At 36.9% G+C, this 19,181-nt stretch carries 14 protein-coding genes; 2 read left to right on the forward strand and 12 right to left on the reverse strand.

All coding sequences use genetic code 11. The annotated features are described in order from the left end of the window. The first annotated feature begins 333 nt into the window (after positions 1 to 333). Positions 334 to 660, forward strand: a complete 327-nt coding sequence (locus IPM47_05370) for a hypothetical protein (GenBank protein QQS30380.1) — start codon at positions 334 to 336, stop codon at positions 658 to 660. A gap of 62 nt (positions 661 to 722) precedes the next feature. Here the strand turns inward: IPM47_05370 and brxL are convergent, their stop codons facing one another. From brxL to IPM47_05430, 12 genes are all read right to left on the reverse strand, one after another. Continuing rightward, positions 723 to 2,771: a protease Lon-related BREX system protein BrxL gene (brxL, locus tag IPM47_05375; protein QQS30381.1), complete on the reverse strand. Its 2,049-nt coding sequence runs from the start codon at positions 2,769 to 2,771 to the stop codon at positions 723 to 725. Positions 2,772 to 2,931: 160 nt separating this feature from the next. After that, positions 2,932 to 3,276, reverse strand: coding sequence for a hypothetical protein (locus tag IPM47_05380; protein ID QQS30382.1), 345 nt, complete (start codon positions 3,274 to 3,276; stop codon positions 2,932 to 2,934). Positions 3,277 to 3,315: 39 nt separating this feature from the next. Next, a complete protein-coding gene (locus IPM47_05385) occupies positions 3,316 to 5,556 on the reverse strand; it encodes a PglZ domain-containing protein (GenBank protein ID QQS30383.1) in 2,241 nt (746 codons plus the stop codon). A gap of 89 nt (positions 5,557 to 5,645) precedes the next feature. Beyond that, positions 5,646 to 6,689, reverse strand: a complete 1,044-nt coding sequence (locus IPM47_05390) for a nucleotidyl transferase AbiEii/AbiGii toxin family protein (GenBank protein QQS30384.1) — start codon at positions 6,687 to 6,689, stop codon at positions 5,646 to 5,648. Further along, entirely contained in the window at positions 6,676 to 7,281 is a 606-nt protein-coding gene (locus tag IPM47_05395) for a hypothetical protein (protein QQS30385.1), read from the reverse strand. The genes IPM47_05390 and IPM47_05395 overlap by 14 nt, the downstream gene beginning before the upstream one ends. Positions 7,282 to 7,487: 206 nt before the next feature. Beyond that, positions 7,488 to 8,033 carry a hypothetical protein gene (locus IPM47_05400; protein QQS30386.1) on the reverse strand — a complete coding sequence of 182 codons (546 nt, stop codon included), beginning with the start codon at positions 8,031 to 8,033 and terminating at the stop codon, positions 7,488 to 7,490. Positions 8,034 to 8,128: 95 nt separating this feature from the next. Further along, positions 8,129 to 11,869 carry a BREX-1 system adenine-specific DNA-methyltransferase PglX gene (pglX, locus tag IPM47_05405; protein QQS30387.1) on the reverse strand — a complete coding sequence of 1,247 codons (3,741 nt, stop codon included), beginning with the start codon at positions 11,867 to 11,869 and terminating at the stop codon, positions 8,129 to 8,131. Between the two features lie 23 nt (positions 11,870 to 11,892). Then, on the reverse strand, positions 11,893 to 12,270 hold the full coding sequence (locus IPM47_05410; GenBank protein QQS30388.1) for a four helix bundle protein: 378 nt from the start codon (positions 12,268 to 12,270) through the stop codon (positions 11,893 to 11,895). Between the two features lie 184 nt (positions 12,271 to 12,454). Beyond that, positions 12,455 to 16,063, reverse strand: coding sequence for a BREX system P-loop protein BrxC (gene brxC, locus IPM47_05415; GenBank protein ID QQS30389.1), 3,609 nt, complete (start codon positions 16,061 to 16,063; stop codon positions 12,455 to 12,457). A 14-nt stretch (positions 16,064 to 16,077) separates the two neighbouring features. Next, positions 16,078 to 16,638 (reverse strand): hypothetical protein, encoded by a 561-nt coding sequence (locus IPM47_05420; GenBank protein QQS30390.1) that lies wholly within the window; start codon positions 16,636 to 16,638, stop codon positions 16,078 to 16,080. Then, positions 16,622 to 17,374, reverse strand: a complete 753-nt coding sequence (locus tag IPM47_05425) for a DUF1819 family protein (GenBank protein ID QQS30391.1) — start codon at positions 17,372 to 17,374, stop codon at positions 16,622 to 16,624. Before IPM47_05425 ends, IPM47_05420 begins: the two co-directional genes overlap by 17 nt. Before the next feature lie 68 nt (positions 17,375 to 17,442). Next, positions 17,443 to 17,625, reverse strand: a complete 183-nt coding sequence (locus IPM47_05430; GenBank protein QQS30392.1) for a helix-turn-helix transcriptional regulator — start codon at positions 17,623 to 17,625, stop codon at positions 17,443 to 17,445. A gap of 515 nt (positions 17,626 to 18,140) precedes the next feature. Between IPM47_05430 and IPM47_05435 the strand changes: the two genes are divergently transcribed. Beyond that, the gene (locus IPM47_05435) at positions 18,141 to 19,022 is read left to right on the forward strand and encodes an alpha/beta hydrolase fold domain-containing protein (protein ID QQS30393.1); all 882 of its coding nucleotides are present in this window, start codon (positions 18,141 to 18,143) and stop codon (positions 19,020 to 19,022) included. Positions 19,023 to 19,181 lie beyond the last annotated feature (159 nt).

Below are 19,181 nucleotides of genomic sequence, written 5' to 3' on the forward strand. Positions count from 1 at the left end.
TCGAATATTTAACTTTGTCTGTCTTATTCTTGGCCTTGTTTATAAGAATGGTTAAACCAAAGTTTGCTCCTGCAAAGATTGCAGTTCATTGTTTTCGGGAGTTGACCAACTTGCGGATAAGGCGGAAATAAACCCAAGTATGGAATTGATAAAGGTTGAGTTGTACTTATGCGGTTGTTATCGGTCAGCTTAAAAGGCGAAACGAGTGAATATTGACAGTTACAAAATATTAATCTCAAGCCTTTCTGTAAGACAACAAAGTTTTACAACAAAACGAACGAATTGGACAAAAGCTGAGAGTGAAATTCAGGGGCTAAAAAATCTCATGACAAATTGTTTGGCGGCAACAAAACTTTAACAATAAGCCGTCAAGACATCTTTGAAAGAAACGAACCAAGAGAAGCAATTATCAATACAATTTATTGGAGCTACACAGCAGGAATGCGTGGAAATCATTTTGTAAATATTCTCAAACACATAGATACAATTGAAAACGCCTTGCAGACATTAAGAGAAAAGTCAAATCCGACAACCAACGACTTTAACGAACTGACATTAACTTTTAATAATGTTGCAGGACTTGGAATATCTACTTACAGCAAACTACTTTACTTTTTCAAAATATCATTTAACGGCAATCCTTGCCTAATACTTGACTAACTTCTTCAAGTTGCTTATCACTTAGTAATCTTAAATGTTTTTTCTTTGTCATGCTTCAAATTTTACTCCCCTAATACCGATTTCTGTAACAACGTTTGACTATTGCCATAAAAAGGCACATCTGTTTTTCCAAGTATTAATGTTGGAAGGGTGCTGATTTCGGATAGGTTTTCCATTGGTACTAATACTGTTTTAGCTCCGTTTTCTGAAAGCATGGTTACTTTATCTGCGAAATTCAATGCTCTTTCTACTGCACCGCCAATGGAGAGATTACCCAAAACTGCAAGTCCGGGTTTGAGGTTCTTTTTGTAGATAGCTGAAATGATAGCAATATAAACTGCACTTCCTATTCCACCGCTTATATATGCTCCCAATAGATTGCTGATTTGGATATTTATGTCGTAACCTGATAAGGAGTGCTGCTCGTTTAGAATGCTTCTTTCGTTAGCTCTTAGGTAGTTGTATGTGTTCTTGATGTTTTCTTTAACTTCCTGACTGCTTGTTCCCGTTACATTCATTTTTCCTGAACCTTTCAAAGCTACCACTTCAATTTTAACTAATGCATTTCTATCGCCATCGCTTGTGGCTGTGTAACACACTCCTGGTGATAAAGGGTTGGATTCAATTAATGATGAGCCTTTTTCTTCTTGCAGACCAACAAAGATTTCTTCCTGTGTTTCTTTATCAATGTATGAAAAATTGGTATCCCAAAACTCCATACCACCAATTCGTTTTAACTGCTCTTTTACCCTTCTTCGCATTTCCATTGCAATCACCAAATATTCTCTAATATCTTCTTTGGTGTACTCACCATCTGGGTGGAGTAGTTTAATGAAGCCCGAAACAATTCGCCTTACTGATTTAGAATCCCGTTGCTTTAAATGTGAACCTAAGGAGAAATACTTATCGAGAGCATCATAGAAAGTTGTTTTCCTTTGCGACTTTAAGATTTCTGAAAAGAAATCGGTACTGAAACCAAAATGCTTGGTGAAGTTTGATGGGCTGAATTTTGTGATTTCCCAACCCGGTAAAAACAAATTGATTCGGTCTAAAAATGCGGTGTCGTGATTAACTTCATCTGATAGCGGACTGAACAAATGTGATGTCTGCAAAACGGTTTCAACCGGTTGATTGATGTTGCCATTAAGGATTACAGACGCTGAACCTGATATTTCACCGCCTTTGGCTCTGGAGAATGAACCTGATTCCATATAGTCTTTCATCAATGGAATGGCATCACGGTCTTTGAACAATTTATCGGTACTTTCATCAAAGCAAATGGCATCCCATAAGCCCACTGCACCTACTCTGCCTGTGGTGTTGTTTACAAATAATTGAGCTACTGAACCTTGACCACCTGATATAAGTATAGCATAAGGGGTTATTTCTTTGTAGATATAAGATTTACCTGATGAACGAGGACCCAACTCTACCATATTGAAATTGGCTTCTACCAATGGAATTAAGCGGCACATCAACAGGGTTAGTTTTCTATCGTCTAATCCTTCGCTGTATGGCTCATAACCTGCACTTCTGAGCAACAATTTTTTCCATTCATCCTTACTAAACTCTTTACGCTTTTCTGATATTTTGGTGTTATCAAATGTGGATAGCTGTATGGGCTTGATATCTCTAACCAAAAATGGATAAACCGTATTGCCAACTGTTATCATAGGATCGTATTCCATCTCTATGATTGCCCAAATACCACCTAAAAGCAATTTCTCGTGACTTTTTACCAAATCATCGCTGATGTTGGCTTTCTTGATATTGCTGTTGCTGATATTCGCCCAATAGCGGTCTCTTTGTGGGTCTAATTCCACTGAAATTTTATCAATGATTTTGTAGCGACCTTTCTCCCTGAGCTTTGACTGTATCAAAGTGCTTTCTTCGGGGTTGATGTAGTGGTTGCGAAGTATGGTTTTTACATTTTCCATTCCTTCTTTCAGCTTTTCTTCATCTTCGGTGCTGCACGTATTGGCCAATAAATACTCCAACACAAAGGCTGGAACATTTGCACCACCTTTGATGATACCCACGAGGTCTTTCTTTACAACAAAGCCCCTAAAGTGGTCTAATGCTTTTTTATCTAAGTCGTCTAATATTATCATATTCAATTAGGAATTAGGAATTAGGAATTAGGAATTAGGAATTGGGAATTAGGAATTGGGAATTGGGAATTAGGAATTAGGAATTGGGAATTAGGAATTGGGAATTAGGAATTGGGAATTAGGAATTGGGAATTAGGAATTAGGAATTAGGAATTGGGAATTAGGAATTAGGAATTAGGAATTGGGAATTAGGAATTGGGAATGATTTGGGCAATTTGTATTCTGAACGAATATTTCTCAAAATTTGAAGTACATCTGTGTATCGGACTGCCCTGCTCCAAAATTCATCTTCAGTTATTTCCAAAGCGTCTAATGTACTAACTGAGATGAAATAGGGCTTTGAGATGATTGATTCAATTTCATCCATTGCCTTTTCACGAAATTCTTCATTAGTGGCATAAATGATACGATCCATCTTAATCTGAATCCAACCGTGTCTGAGGTTCACATCATTTTCTGAAATGTATTCTTTGAGATTATCTATTATCCATTCACTTGAAACCATTGTTATATTTTTAATTCTTAATTGTCCATTTGTAATTGGTTAAAAGAGGCCGCCTAAATCTCTGGCATTTGATTTTTTGATTTTGACTGAATCCATTTGTTCCTGACTGTTGGCATCAACTACTACAGCAATTATTTCATTATGACCACCGAATGAAAAGTCGAATGACTGTGTTGCACCGGGTTCAATAGTGATTATGTTACTGCTGCTGTATGTGATGTTGTTGGCATATAACAGAACTTGTATTATCCTACTTGCAGAAAACAAGTCGTCTGCTTTAGCAGTGGCTTGAATTTTCAAGCCAAACAATTCTCCTGTTACTTCGATGAGTTCCTTTTTGTTGGCAATATTTACTTCCAGCCCTTTGGTAGGAGGTGCGTCTTTGCTGAAAACAAAGTTCGGTATGATGATTTCTTGCGGTGTGAAACCACCGTGAGAAAATCCGTAAACGCCTTTAGATTTAAATGGTCTATGACTTTTGGCTGCATATACATATTTAAACTCACTGTAGGTTTTTTCGAACGGAATCCAATCTGTACCAGACTGATTCTCGGTAGTGCGAATGAATCGTTCATGTACTTCTTTTTTACCTGAAACAATTGGGTCTATTTTATCAGCTTCATCCAATAAGCCTGTCAACACAAAACCGTGGTCGGTTACTAAGTGAACCTGATGATAGCTCATATTGAGCAACAATTGTATTTTTTCGGTCAGCACAATTTCAAACTCTCTGAACAATTTGATAGCACCCATTTGCAATTTTTCTCCGGCACTATCAATGTCTTTGTAAGTTAGCACCAGATAATCTGCTTTGATACCGTAATGCAAGGCTTCTAAATTCATATACATGATTTCCTTTCCGGTGCTTTCTGACAGCCTTTTTTCTCTGTCTTTATGCAATGGAATTACTTCGTTATTACCTACGTACAAAGCACTCATATTATGCTCTGTTTCTGAGGGCATATCGGCCAACATTACATCTAATGACACCTTACACTTCTGCTGTAATTGCGAAGCAATGAAGGCAGCTATTTCATAGCGAACACCATCCCCAACAATGATGGCTGTACCCGGCTTTGCTTGTGCAATCAATTTAGGTAAATAGCCTTGTTGGTTGGATTGGTATTGGTTGCTGCAATCAAACCAATGCTGTAAAAGTTCGTGATTTAAGCTTTCGTAATGCTCCTGAATGGGGCGAACAATGTTTTCTTCTTGTAAAAATTCTGCATAGATATTACGAATTGCTCTGTCTGCTTTATGAAATTGCGTTGTATAAAATGACGATACCTTTTCTAATGAATTACAATGAGCCAAAGGCTTATTGTCAAATTCAAAAAGTGTAATCACATCATCCCACCATTTCGGAACAAAGTTGGTTGCTTTACGGCTTTTTATGCGGTGATGTAGCTTTTGAAGCTTTTCCTTGACGAAAACTTTATCTCTAAAATTAGCTGTGATTTGCAGGAGCTGTTTTTTATCAATTGTCGCAAAGCAATGGTCAGGATGAACATTCCAAATATTCAGATATGGGTCAACTTTATAAGTATTTATGTATTCTTGTAGTGCTTTTGAATACGTGTGGCTGTCTAACCATTTGTGATAAATACGAAGTAGCTCAGGCGAAACATCATTATTGACCAAGCTTGAAAATAAATGATTGACTACTTCTGTTGCTAATGTTTTGGCTGGTACTTTGCGATAAGTTTGACCAATTAGTTCAAATAATTTTTCTTCAAATAGCCGTTTAACATCTGCTTCTTTGTCTTTGAAAAAACCTTCAGGATTACTTAGAAAAGGAATTAACTCATCTTCGATGGAAACCAATTCTTCTAAGTTTTGCAATATCTTTTTCCACCAAGCAAGGTCTTTGCCTATGCCTAATTTGGCAGCCGTTAACAGCATTGGATTTTCCAGTGTGATTTGATGACCTGTACTGGTAAATAGTTTCTTACGCAACCACTCCACAGGATTGGATAAATCTACACAACCGTGAGTGAAGCAATAGTCAAATAAAAAGCTCAATTCTGTTATTGGGCGGTTAACATAGAAAACTACTTTTTCCACTTTGTGCTTACTTTCTGCTTCATAGCGTAGCATCAATTCTTCCTTGATACGCTGCCATTCTTCTTTGTTGGAAGATTCGGTTTTGAGTATAGTGTAGTGCTGCTTTTCAATGTAGGGCAATAAGTAGGCATACTCACCTGATGGGTCTATTATGACCACTCTATTGCGGTGTGCAATGTGTTTTTCTATATCTTGTATGATCCAGTTGTCAGTCATTTCAATTAGGAATTTTCAATTAGGAGTTTTCAATTAGGAGTTTTCAATTAGGAGTTTTCAATTAGGAATTTTCAATTAGGAATTTTCAATTAGGAATTAGGAAAGGGAAATTCAAATTCAAATCTCCATTCAACTGCTTGGAGTTCGTTTCTTAAATTTAGTATATTACGCATCAAGTCTTCAAAACTGGGCTTCTTTTCTTCGTAGATCATATCTTCTTTCATTTTGGCGTAATCGGTTTCCCAATCGGCTATCACTTCTTCGGGTGGAATGGGATTCAGCGTGTGTGGATGATGCAAATTGTAATCTACTTTCCCCACTCTTGAAAACTTGTGGCGGTGTGCTACAATGGTTTCGTAAAGCACTTTATCAGATATGGCTCTTGCTGCTACTCCGGCTTGGGTAAGGTGGTAAACATCATACAAATGCCTACTCAACCTATCCACCCGCATTTTGTCTGCCGGACGATGAAATTCTTCGTGCAACAGGAATAATTTCTCTAAAAATGTACGTTCGGCATTGACTGTGGGCACTTCAAAAAGTGGTTCGGCAAAATCTTTTCCTACATAAAATTCATCTACCAAAGCACCAAAAGACCGTACCGTAAATGGCTCTCGCAATGAACGACAACTTACTTCTATCTGCACCCTTGGTAAGATATATTCGGTATCTGGTTCTATCACATTGGGGTAGTAAATCTCCAATACTCTTGGGTCTTGGTCGCTGTCTTTGGCTTCAACCACTTCAAAATTCAACCCTGAAAATCCTTTGGCTGCAAATGCCTGTTTCAGTTCTTCTAAGAAAGTCCCGGTAGTATAGGCTCCGGCTACTTTTCTGAGTTTATCTCTTTGATTTTTTCCCAACTCTCCGGCAAATCCAAAAAACTCTCTCTCAATCGCCAAGTCAATATCTTCCGAAAAGCGGTTAATGAGTTTCCAAGCTTTGCTGAGTGAGGTACCGCCTTTGAATACCAAATGTTCTGCAATCGGCATCTGAAAGATGATTTCCAAGGTGCGGCTTACCCACCAATCTTTCTCTACGGCAAATGGTTTCATACCCAATTGCGTAGCAATCTCTGTAAAGATGGCTGCTTTTTCGGCAGGGTCTATGTGGTAAAAATCAATCTTTGCCATCGGTTAACGCTTTCTTCATTAATTTTTGAATCCATACCGGAGCTAAGGCAATGTCGTGCTTCAAATCCTTCACATCTTCCTTTCGGAGCAAATCCAGGATTTTGTGCTCTTCTTCTTCGGTTACTTTTCCATTACCTATTTCCTTCAATGCCTGAATCACCAAGCGACTTATCTTGCCTTTTGCCAACAGGTTCTTAGGCGTGGTCTTCTTAAATTTGATGGTACGTTTGCCTACTTTGATTTCTCGTGGTGAGCCATCGGTAAGCAATACGATGTTCATCGGCACTTGCGTACTCAATCCCAATGCGTTCAAGGCATAGCTGCCGGTTGGTACGGTGCGTATTCGATCTCGTTTGGCTATGGCTTCTGCTACTTCTTCTGCCGAAGGAGTCAATTTTCCAATAAGACTGCTTTCTTTCGGACGCGCATAGATTCCTTGAGCAACACGTACAATAAAACCTTCCTTTTCTAATCGAAACAGTGCAAGCCTTACCGCTTCTGATGATCCCAGTTCATGGAAATCAACAGGCAGCAAAAGCTCTCCTTTGGGCAAGGCTTCTATTTGTGCTACTATTTTATCTTCTATGCTCATCGTTCTTATTTTGTAACAAATTTAGTAAATATTTGTTACAGTTGAATTATTCTTGTAACAAAAAAAGTAAACATCTGTTACGAAACCTTGTCGCAAAAAAGGGATAGATTTGCGACAAGCATCTGTCACATATCTTGTCGAAATTTGTGACAACTCCAACTCCCCAATTCTTAATTCGCAACTCCCTATTCTTATCCATTTTTTATTCAGATCCTGCTTCCTTCTTGTTTTCTATATGGAAATTCATTTTGGCACTTTTCCCAGAAAGTTTCTCCATTAACTTCAGTTAGATATTGATTAAAGAAATTAATTACTTCTTCCTTCATTGTTTCTGTAGCTCCTAAAAACTTATCGTAAAAAACCAAATGTTGCTCAGTTTTTGAACGTCCTTTGTTCATTGCAAAAAATATATCTCTGGGATGGAAATGGTAGCAACAACCACCAGGACAATTACCAATAAACTTTGGATAACGTGTTAGATTTCTGAATTGGCTGTAATGTGGCTTAAAATGCGAGAAACAAACCATATCGGTCAATACAGTAAGAAATAAAGCAATTGCAAAATTTTCCTTTCCGTCTTTGTCCAAAAAATTAAGATGGTCAAATGCAGGTGTTAGTCTTTCGTATTGGATTGAAAAAATCTGTTTGTTTTCCGGGTCTTCGTGAAACTTACTAGCATCAGGAATTGACGAGAAAAACTGATTTAGGTCGTCTCGAAATTTTGAATTGTAATATGTTTTAAAGTCCGCCATTTAATTCTTTTTGTGCTATTTGTCAATTCCTAATTCCTAATTGACAATTCGTAATTCCCAATTCCTAATTCCTAATTGACAATTCGTAATTGTTTCTACCAATCCGCATTTAAGTATTTTTCTAATTGTGAGTTCTTGCCGGCAGATTTTAACACTTCAGCTCTCAGCAATCCTTTCTTTTGCAGGGGGGCAATGTTTTTACCGACACCATCATCTAATCTGGGGTCGTAGCCTTCGGCTATGAGTTCGTCTATTTTGGTTTTGAAGGTTTCAATCTCGCGTAGTTGCAAACGGATTTTTTCTTTCTCTGATTGGGCTTGTGCGGTGTTTACATCCTGCAGCTGTATTTGGCGGTACTCCAAGTTTTGTACTCGTTGGCTGATGTACTGCGATTTGAGCTTAAACAAGCTGTCTCTGTTCCATTTGTAGATGAGAATGTATGCTTCAAAGCCTTGATGTTGCCCACTGCTTAAATGCCAAATAAATGGCGTTTTGGGCAGGTACATAAACAAGTTGAGGTGATTGCTCAATTGGTTGAAGAAATGATGCTCCAAATATTCATTTACAGAACGCCCCAACAAACTATCCAATTGCATATACTGAGCTGCTGTGAAGCCATTTTGTAAACAATGCTGCTCTAAGCGTTGGCTCAGGGCTTCTTCACCTGGTAAGCCTACCAATGGAATAATGCCATCGTCATCTTGCTGTAAAAGTGTACGGATGCTGTCTGCCAGAAACTCTAAGGCTATTTCTGCTGCTCTTGCAGCCGGCACTATATTGGCTTCTTTGAACAAATACCACACATTGATGGGATTGACCTGATGGCGGATGCAAAACTCTTCTAAATCGTTATTGCTTTGGTAGAGTGTTGCTAAACCTTCTTTGATTTCTCTGATTTGTTGCTCGCCAAATGTAGTTACTGGTAAGTTTTGGATATGCTCTGTAACGTCTGCAAATGGATTTTGTAATTGAGCTAAAAAGGCATCTTTTGCTTCTTGTAAAACAGGTAATGCTCCTATAGAAACGCCCATTTTGGCTTCTACCTGCTCACGGTCTGCATCGCTAAGTTCATATACTTCAAAAATAAGCTCGTTGATGATGGCTTCATTAATCAATACCTGAGTGAGTTGGGCATTTTCAAAATTGAGGTAAGCCAATACTCGGTCTTTTAAGGATGCTCCTTTAAATGCAACAAGTGGAGACTGCTCATAGTTGGTTTCTATGATGCGGTATGAACAAATGTGTTTTTTGATTTCAATATTATTTAACGCCAAATCAGAAATAACATTTTCATTTTTTTTTGAGGGTGACACATAGGGTATTCTTTCAATATCCCCAACCTGTGTATTTACAGTTGGATTTAAGCACGAAATAATATATCCGCTAAGTTTTGAATTGAGCACACCCATTACATAAGTCAAGTTTGTATTTTTCTTTGGAAATAAACTTGCACCACCTACATCATATACAGAGTTTATTGGTAACAAACGAAATGAACCACTGCCTAATGCTGAATAGGTAATACCTTTTTTGAAATAATACTCTTCATTTCTAAAAACGGCACGCCCCGAATTACGCATTTCTAAAGCATTATTTTTCCAGTTAACGCATATCCAAAGATTACCGAACCATTTATTGAACTCGCCACCCTTTGCATATAATTTCCAGCCATTATCGTCATTTATATCAGTAGAAATAGAAGATTTAAGTAGTTCCCACCAATACCTTAAAAATCTATCATTATTCGATGTTGCAAGCCCCGATTTAGGCGGACATACATCCTTTATGGTTTGAATACCGAATTTTTCCCTAAACTCTGATGAGATCCAATAAATGAATGGGTATGATGGAATTAATTTTAATTCTTTTTGAGAGATAAAATAATTGTGCTTGTTAGTTTTATTGTTTATAAAATCATCAAATGCGGTGAGGAGAAATTCCTTCTTATTTTTTTCATTTATTGTTCGAGTATATTGTATCAACGACACAAACAAAGTCTTGTCATTATTTGATTTTTTTTCGAGTATATATATGGCAGGAGCAGAGGCAAATGAGCCATCAAATACATTTGTTGCATCAGGACCATAATCTACAAATACACTAATGTGTGTCTTATCTAAAATGAATTTACGCACATCTTCAAAAGTTTTGATGTACATAAAAGTCAATGGATGAATTAATGCCATCTTCCCATTGTCGGTAGTTAATTCAAAACAACGCTTAATGAAAACAGCATACAAATTGGTATTGAATTTATAAGGCTGTTTGTAATTGGCTTCTACAAACTTTTTCAGTTCGGGTCCAAAATCTGCGCTATCGGTATAGGGTGGGTTGGCTACGGCTACATCGTATTTTTGGGTCAATAGCTGCAAAAACGTAATGGCATCTTGGGTTTTGGTATTCAAGAATGTTTGCCCTTGTTTGGCCGTATTTTGGGCTACTGCTTTTTGCAGGTTGGTAAAGAAATTGGTGCGGAACTCATCGTACTTAACCAAGTTCTGTTCGGTAAACAGGGTAATGCCTTCTTCTTTTACCAAGCCGTGCAGCTTGATGCTAAACTTTTCTTCTAAACGAATGAGTGTCCCAAATTTGTGGGCTTGCTGTAAGTCTTCCCAAAGGTCCATCACAATTTTTTCAAGCTGTGCATCCAAAGGAGCACCATTTTCGAAAAGGTGTTTTACTTCTTCATAAGCCGGCAAGAAAAAGTCAGAACTCACGATATTGAAATGTTCAATTTTTACGGTACGTTTCTTTCTCTTTGCTTTGATGTATAAACCCAACTGAGCCAACTGTATGGCACGGTCATCTAAGTCCACACCGTGCAGGTTGTTTTCTATAATTAGTTTTGGAATGTCAGCTTCATTGTAATCAGCCCCATAATATTCTATTTGGTCAATGTACAAATCGTAGTACATATCAAAACCATACAGTAGGTAATTGCCCGATCCTGTGGAAGGGTCAATCATTCGTATTTCGTGTAATGGCTTTCGATCTCTTAACTGCGTGATTGGTGCTTGTGCTATTTTATACTTGTGGCGTATTTCACTATCGGGGTACATTTCCAAATAGAGTTTACCTAAGCTATTATCTACCAAAAACTGCACTACCCAACGTGGGGTATATACCTGGCTTTGTATGCTTACCTTGTTGTATTCGGTTTTGTCGCCACTGGCTTTATGAGCTGCTTTTTTATAGTTGTTGTAGCTTTCGTAGAGCCAACCCAATACATCATCGCTTTGCCATATTGAATTAGGAATTAGGAATTGAGAATTAGGAATGTTTGCTCCATTCGTAATTCCTAATTGATCATTCCTAATTGACCTATTTACATCAATATCATCTTCAACGGCATTGAAAGCGTTGATGATTTGCAGTAATTCAATGGCTGTTGGCAATAAGTGATATGGATGCTGAGGGCTGAACAAAGGAATATCGGAAGCTAATTTTTGCAGTTGGTCTTCCAAGAATGGCAGTAAGCCTTCGGCTTCTTCAATGCGTGCTTGTGTGTTTTGCTCTAACCAAGCCAAATGAGCAAAGGAACGGCCACCGTGGCTTTCTCTGCGGGTAACAATTTCTGGGTGCAAAGTATGGGCTTCCATCACTTTGAGAGCTGCCAAACGATTGAACAAAGTAAAAGTGAGTTCTTCTACCAATTTTTCATAAGCATGGGCTACTGTTCCGGTTTCTTGGTGGAATACGTTGTATATGGTGGTGATTGGCTGTTGGTGATTAGTGATTGGTAATTGGGCACCGGAAATACCCATTCTTCCTAACTTGTTTCGGAAAGATTGGTCAATGAGTTGACGGATATGTTCTACGTGTTCGCTTAATTTCATTTTTATCAATTAGGAATTTTTAATTAGGAATTAGGAATGTCTATTCCCAATTTAACTTTCATTGTTTTGATGATTGATCCCATTATTCTGAGTAATTCTTCACAATCATTGAGATATTCAGTTGCCCTTTCCGCATCTAAGTATCCAGTATCTTTTAACAATCTGAGCCAATAATGACTTTCTCGTGCTTCTTTATATGCAATATTTAACTTGGCAAAAAAGTCTTTTGTAGATTGACCACCTATGCCTTCTTCCACATTTGCACCAATTGAAGTACCGGAACGGACTAATTGTTTGGACAAAACATATTCCCGCTTTTCTTCTGAAAGAAAGCGATACAGATTCACCACTTTAATGGCAAAATCATACGATTTGGTTTGTATAATATTCTCTTGCTTCATTCCTAATTCCTAATTGTTAATTGTTAATTGTTAATTCCTAACTCCTAATTATTAACTCCTAATTCCTAATTATTAACTCCTAACTCCTAATTGTTAATTGTTAATTCCTAACTCCTAATTGTTAATTGTTAATTCCTAACTCCTAATTCCTAATTATTAACTCCTAATTATTAACTCCTAATTATTAACTCTCAATTGACACTTCATCATCATCAGAAGCACCTGCCAATTTTTGCAATTCGCCTAGTAACCAAGTTTTATATTCTGCCACTTTCATTTTCGTATTTGGCATTTTGACTGCATATTTTTTTACACTTGGTGTAGGAGGTGTGCCGGGTTGTGGTTCGGGAGCTTTTTCTTTTATTAAACCTGCACGAAGGATTTCGATTTCTGTTTTTTTACTGGAATATAATTCAATGAAAGAGAGCACTTCGGAATACGTGAAACGGCTTTGCTTGTCCTTTACATCAAAATCTATTGTAATGGCAACAAGGGTTCTTTGCTTGGCATATTGACTAAGGGCTGATGCTTTTTGTAAGGTAGTATCATTTAGGCCCGCAGGAAGTGCTTCAATTTCCTTGATAAGACTACTTGCTAAAGTTGCTATTTCGGTGTATTTAGTAGCACAATCTTTCATTGCCGCACTAAAAAGTTGGTGGTACTCATCTTTGGTTTTTTGAGCAGATTGTTGAAGTGCAGTATAGTTTTTGATAACATCGCCATTCAGATGGCTTTCAAAGTCAGTTTTGAGTTGTTGAATGGCAGTGTTATCTGTGGCAACTTTGGTTAATTCATCCTGCACAGCATTAACAAACATTTTCCATTCTTTTACTTTGGACAAGTTGTTGCGGATAAACTTTTCTACCTTTTCAATTTCTTGCAGGGCTTTCAAAAAATTATCTTTATCAGATAAGAACTCCATCGCTTTATCAATGTAGTTGGCTTCGCTTACAGCACCTGTGAAACCACCTAAATAAGAGGCATTACCGTCTGCATGTGGGAATAATTTGTCAAATTCTTTCTCATTTCTTTTAAGAGTATCAACTATTTGAACCAAAAATTTTGCAGTATTTTTTGTGGCATTCACCAATTCAAAATCATTGGTATTGTAGTCTATCTTAGCATCGTTTCGGTCTTTATATTTTTCATTATAATCAATATCTAAGAGAAATTGTGCTAATTCTTGTTTCTGTAATGCAGAAAGCGATTTGGATACTGCTTTGAAAGATGCTTTTCTAAATTCACGAGCTGCACTAAATATAGTTGATACACCTTCATCACGCCACGAAAACTTTTCAGCTCCGTTGTATTTGGCGATGAGTTTTCCGGCTCTCATTAATGCCGCTACCGACGAAATGACTGTACCAAAAGCAAACCCGGCAGGAGGCTGTTCGAGGTCTTTTTCTAATGTTGCACCATCTACAAAAGTGTTGCGTATTTTGTACAATATTTCTTCTGCCACCTTTAAGTTTTCACCAATAAAATTGCCCTGAGCATCAAAAAAAGCAAAGTCGCTGCCTGTAAAGTACTGCTTTAAACGACCATTGTTGGCTTCTTTGATTACTGCTGCTGCCACACTATCGCCTAATTGCGAAGCTAATCGCTTGCTGTACACATTTTGAATGATGTTTTTTTGCTGGGTTTGTAGTGTAGTTTGCCAGTTGTCTTTATGGAGTTGAAGCGTGTTGTATAAATAAACCGCTGTGGCATTGATTAAACTTTCATCAACTAAGTCTTTTATGCGATTTTGTTTCTCGCCTTTAGCTGTGGAGAAAGAAATCAAAATTTTGCCTTCATCGGAATTGGGATTGTTGTATTTCTGCTCTAAGTAGGTGATGCGTTCTACTTCGTCAATTAAACGATCCAACTCTTTGAAATAACTATTGTCGGGCACTAACCACAATAAATCTTTGTCGTTTTGGTGTTGTACTTTCAGAGCATCTATGTCTGTTGCCCTATCATCTGAAATATTGTAAACACTTTTAACCTTTACCTTGAGGTATTTTAGATTGGGCGATGTGAGTTCATCGTCATTGTCGGTGGTAATGTAAAAATCAAAAGGCAAACCATTATCAGTTAATTTGGCAATAGACCTGGTGATGTTTGCACCCTTATAGGCTGTAACTAATTGCTTTTTCTTTACGAAGCCTTGAACGGTGAAACCGTTCATTTCGTCCAATAAGCGTTGTTCAATATCGGATGTGATGCGATATGTTTTGTTAGTATCTAACAACACTTTTGCTTCGGTTAGTATATCCAAAGCCTTAATGATGTCGTCTTGTACCTTAAATTGTTCATCAGGGTCGCTGATGAATGACTTGGTGATATTGGGCAAAGAAGAAGGAGTAACTTCTGCTTCTGTAAGGAAATTGATGGTTTCTAATAACCTTCTCCCTGAAATGGGTGAACCTGCTTCCAATAATATTCTTTCTGCATTGTCGTACCGGCTTACCAATCTTACAGGCGGTTGAGGTTGCCCTTCTTTAGCAATATGCCAACCCGTAACGGTATGAAATAAGTCTGTATGTTGAACTTCTTGTTTTAGAATATCATAAGTGGTAATAATCATACCCCTTGCTGCCACTTTAGTGGAAGCATATCCTTTTGTGCCAAACAGAAAGTTTTGCAACAAGTCGAACTGATACTTATAAAAAGGATAGTAGGTAGTGTAGTTTTCTGCACTGTCTGTTTTGCTGATGCCAGCACCATGTATGGCAGCGTGGTCTGAAATCTTACCTGAATTTTTCTTGAAATGCTCGGTCAATTTAAGAATACCTGTTTCGGATTTTCTTAACAGACGGTTGCGGATTATGACATCAACTTCGGTAGCTTCTAAGTGAATTTTAGTCTTGAAACGGTCTGTTACTTTGGTTAATTGGGCTTTGCTTACATTGGAGTTATTGATCACATCATCTAACTTTTCCTGAGCAATGGCAATGGTCCAAACTTTCCCACCTAATGACGAAAGTGATTCACTTACTCCTTCTAAGTCCAATAGGTTGAATTTCTTCTGATTGATAGCTTCACTGGCTTCATCAAATAAGAAAACAACTTTTTCATTTTTCTCAACTGAAAGGTAATTGCTTAATTCTTCTTTTAATCGAGAGGCACTGAATTGGTCAATATCTCTGCGAATAGTGGTAATGAGGTTATCATAATCAGCATCGGTGTTCCCTTTCTTGATATAAAGTTCTTTGATGGCCTTTACATATTTGATCGAACTTGTCCTGATGTCGTTCCAATCAGAACCTGTAGCATCAAAAACAAAGTCTTGTACGGCAGTTTTTCCTTCACTCAACATTAACTGGAACAGGAAAATACCGTGTTCATTTTCGGGTAAACTAAGCGACCTTAGAAAACTTCTAAATAAAGTAAAAGCCAAACCTTTGGAGGTGTCTTGCTTGGCAATATCTAAAAACACTACCCTTGATTGAATGGAATTTAATCTTGACAGAGCATTTTTTACTAACGCTTCATCGTTGACACCTGTAAAACGTTGAATGATTCTATCTCTTGCAGGTGTACCTGTAATGGTTCTGTTACTGAGCATATAACCCAATAGCTTTCCAAAGTATGATTTACCTGAACCGTAAAAACCTGAAATCCAAACTCCTGTTTCAAGAATGTTGGATGTGAATGTGTCAACAAAATCAGCATATTCACGAGCCAAACCATCTGTAACGATATAGCTTTCAATTTCTGCCTGAATTTCCTTTTCGGAAACATCTTCTAAGTCAATTACATTCTTGATGTCTTCGGTTAAGTCAATGGTCAGTATTTCTTTTATCTTCATTTTCGTATTATTCTTTAGTTAACAATCATACATCTGTACTTCGAAGCGGGACGAGAATTGAGGAACATCAATTGCTCACCGTCTTGTGTTGCTGGATATAAAATAATAAGGGGAAACTTTGATTTCATAACCAATTCATTTTCCATCAGGTGTATATTATCTATACCACTTCCGTATAAAGCACCGCTATGAATAAGTACAGGAATTTTACTTGCATTAAAAGTTTGTTCAATTGCCATAAGCAGATGTTTGAATAAGTCGGGTGTTGTTTCTCCTTCCGGTGCTTTGAATATTTGGTGAACCGAACCCCTTAACAAATCAAACATTTCAGCAAGGTCAGTTTGATGTGCTTCAACAAACGAAATCAACATTTCATTTATATCAATAATGTGATAGGTATCGAGGGGCATCATTTCCACCAGTTTTTCAATGTATTGGAACTCCAATATTGGTGGGCAAACTAATAGAATTGAGTTGCCACCATTGGCATTCAAGCGGATTTCTGAACGCTTATCAGATTCCACTATCCGCTTTAACTGTGTAATGATATGTTCAGGATTAACTGATGTACTCATAGATTGATTCGTAAGGGATTAATGGTTCTATACTGAGCTTGTCGCCTGTGTAAACCACATTAAAATATTTTGAAAACTTTTTTTGCAAGAGCCTATCGAGAAAAGCTTGCTTTTCGCTGAACGAATATGAAAGCCAATTGCTGGTTACAAGGTTGGGCTTGTCTGAAATAGCAGCTATCCAATAGACATAAAGAATAAACATGGCATCATTCAAGTACGGATGAACAATGGACTTGTTTACCGAGCCTTCCATCAAGCCAAACTTTTTCAAAAGGGTGAGGTACTTAGATGCAGTGGTTGTTATGGTGATTTCAGACCATTTTTTCAGATCAGCTTCTGATTGTTTCAAATCTTTGATGCAGGCGACTACTTCATCATTTTTTATAGAAACTCTGCCACTATAAAAAGCAGGGAAAAAAACTTTATCGTTCAGGTGAAATAACAATTCATTATTCACTGAAGCATTCCAAAATAAAAGCAACAGCGTTTCGGCACTTGTGGTATTCGATTTTATTGCTTGTCTGATTATTGATTCTAACTCAGGTTTTATATTTTGAATTAGTGTGGCTTTAATAGCTTTTTCAAATCGCTTCACAGACTTATCCGTTTTTATGGCTGTGTAGGTATGGATACCACCCTTTTCTTTGATGGAAACCATATCTTCTGAGAGGAAAACTTTTATCAAGTTCCAATCAGGCAGACTGCCTAAAACATTTATGTCCGAGTTTATGTGCATTAATTTCCCCCTTTTCTTTTACTTTTAATTTCTTCTTCTGCAACTTCCATCGCCTTTAAAGCTACATCCTAGTCTTTTACCACATCATACATTTTATCGGCAAGCCATAGCGTCAAAAGCTCTTGCTCATCCAAATCATTCAACTTCGCCAACTTAGATAAGTAAGCTTTACTCACCGGCTTGTCGTTGTTTTCCATTTTGCTGTTGTAGGCGGTGTCAACGTCTAATTCAACAGCAACCTGCCTTTGCAAAAGTCCTATTGATTCCCTTAATTCTATGAGTTTCTCTCAAAGCATTGATGTACCATTTATTGACTTGTCATATAAAGGGCAAATATAGGCAAAAATAATAAAAGGTGATGAACAAAAGTTGCTCTATTAACTCGGTTAAGTTTACAAGAGTACGAGCTATTATCTCAGGAGACATAGAAGTTTCCGGCACATACAATGTATGAATAGTGAAAAGATATTCTTTAGTTAAGAAGGTAAATTCAATTTCGCTTTATGCACTCTATAAAGCTTGTAGCTTAAAATTCAAATTTGACTATTTAGATGCTCAAAAAAAGCATCCATAAACCGCACAGCGGAATATCAGTACTGATGCTGCTTTCAAGACAGACTATTTGGATCTGTTGGTGGGAAGATCCTTGAAGGTATGGGATAACAAAAAAATAAGCATTTTTTTTTCATAGTGTAAATGAGTTTAGTAACTTTGTTGACAGTTTTTTTTTACAGACTGCCGTTTATGGCAATTTTTGAAAAACGCAATGAATAAAAGCTTTACATACTACTTAACTTTACTTGTAATTAAACTAAAAGGGATTAAGAATACCTTTTCTAAATCTCCAATTGACTATTTAAAATTGAGAAGGAATGACGTTTATTCCCCTACCAGTAGATTTTATAAAACTAATAAGATTTCAACTTTTTCGATATTAGAGACAAAAATTACTCAAATCGAAAACAGTAACAAAACTGATAAACTTTTAATTTACTTACACGGGGGTGCTTTTGTATCAGGTCCTGCGCAACATCATTGGGATTTTTTAGAGCGCATATCAAAAAAGACAAATTTTAATATTTGGATGTGTATTTATCCAAAAGCTCCTGAAAACAAAATTGAAAAAATATCAATAAACATTGATCAAATTTATCAAAAAGCATTAATCAATTATAAAAGCGAAAATATTATATTAATGGGAGATTCGGCAGGCGGAACTCTTGTTATTGCACTAACACAAAGGCTAATTATAAACAATATAAGTCTTCCTTCTAAATTAATATTAATTTCTCCTGTTTTAGATGCTACTTTTAAAAACGAAAAAATCAATGAGATAGATAAGAAAGACAAAATGTTATCTAAAATTGGAGTTTTGAGTGCTAAAAGTATGTGTTCGGACAATTTAAATGACACAAGAATTTCACCAATAAATGGGGAATTTAAACTATTTCCTAAAACATATTTATACATAGCTGAAAATGATATAACATTTCCCGACCAACTCATTTTTTCATCAAAATTAAACATAGAAAAAGTTGATAGCTTAATAAAAATTGGAAAAGAAATGCCACATATCTGGCCATTATTACCAGTTATGAAAGAAGCTAATATTGCACTTAATCAAATAATTGACAATATTAATGAGTGAATTGATAAAGCCACTAACATCGGTTTGGCTTTATAGCGGCTGAAGTACTTCTATGAAAAATTTATGCGAGGTTTAACGACAGTAATTCTATTGAACTTTTGAGCTAAAAATCCACCACTTCACCAAGCTGAAAGACATTGCGGTCAGGCTACGAGAGAC

The organism is Sphingobacteriales bacterium (assembly GCA_016700115.1).
Lineage (GTDB): Bacteria > Bacteroidota > Bacteroidia > Chitinophagales > UBA2359 > UBA2359.

Coding starts and splice junctions, on each gene's coding strand:
- IPM47_05400 (QQS30386.1), bottom strand. CDS start 8,033: ATGGCGGACTTTAAAACATATTACAATTCAAAATTTCGAGACGACCTA.
- brxL (QQS30381.1), bottom strand. CDS start 2,771: ATGATAATATTAGACGACTTAGATAAAAAAGCATTAGACCACTTTAGG.
- IPM47_05390 (QQS30384.1), bottom strand. CDS start 6,689: ATGGCAAAGATTGATTTTTACCACATAGACCCTGCCGAAAAAGCAGCC.
- IPM47_05395 (QQS30385.1), bottom strand. CDS start 7,281: ATGAGCATAGAAGATAAAATAGTAGCACAAATAGAAGCCTTGCCCAAA.
- IPM47_05410 (QQS30388.1), bottom strand. CDS start 12,270: ATGAAGCAAGAGAATATTATACAAACCAAATCGTATGATTTTGCCATT.
- IPM47_05420 (QQS30390.1), bottom strand. CDS start 16,638: ATGAGTACATCAGTTAATCCTGAACATATCATTACACAGTTAAAGCGG.
- IPM47_05425 (QQS30391.1), bottom strand. CDS start 17,374: ATGCACATAAACTCGGACATAAATGTTTTAGGCAGTCTGCCTGATTGG.
- IPM47_05385 (QQS30383.1), bottom strand. CDS start 5,556: ATGACTGACAACTGGATCATACAAGATATAGAAAAACACATTGCACAC.
- pglX (QQS30387.1), bottom strand. CDS start 11,869: ATGAAATTAAGCGAACACGTAGAACATATCCGTCAACTCATTGACCAA.
- IPM47_05380 (QQS30382.1), bottom strand. CDS start 3,276: ATGGTTTCAAGTGAATGGATAATAGATAATCTCAAAGAATACATTTCA.
- brxC (QQS30389.1), bottom strand. CDS start 16,063: ATGAAGATAAAAGAAATACTGACCATTGACTTAACCGAAGACATCAAG.
- IPM47_05435 (QQS30393.1), top strand. CDS start 18,141: ATGAATAAAAGCTTTACATACTACTTAACTTTACTTGTAATTAAACTA.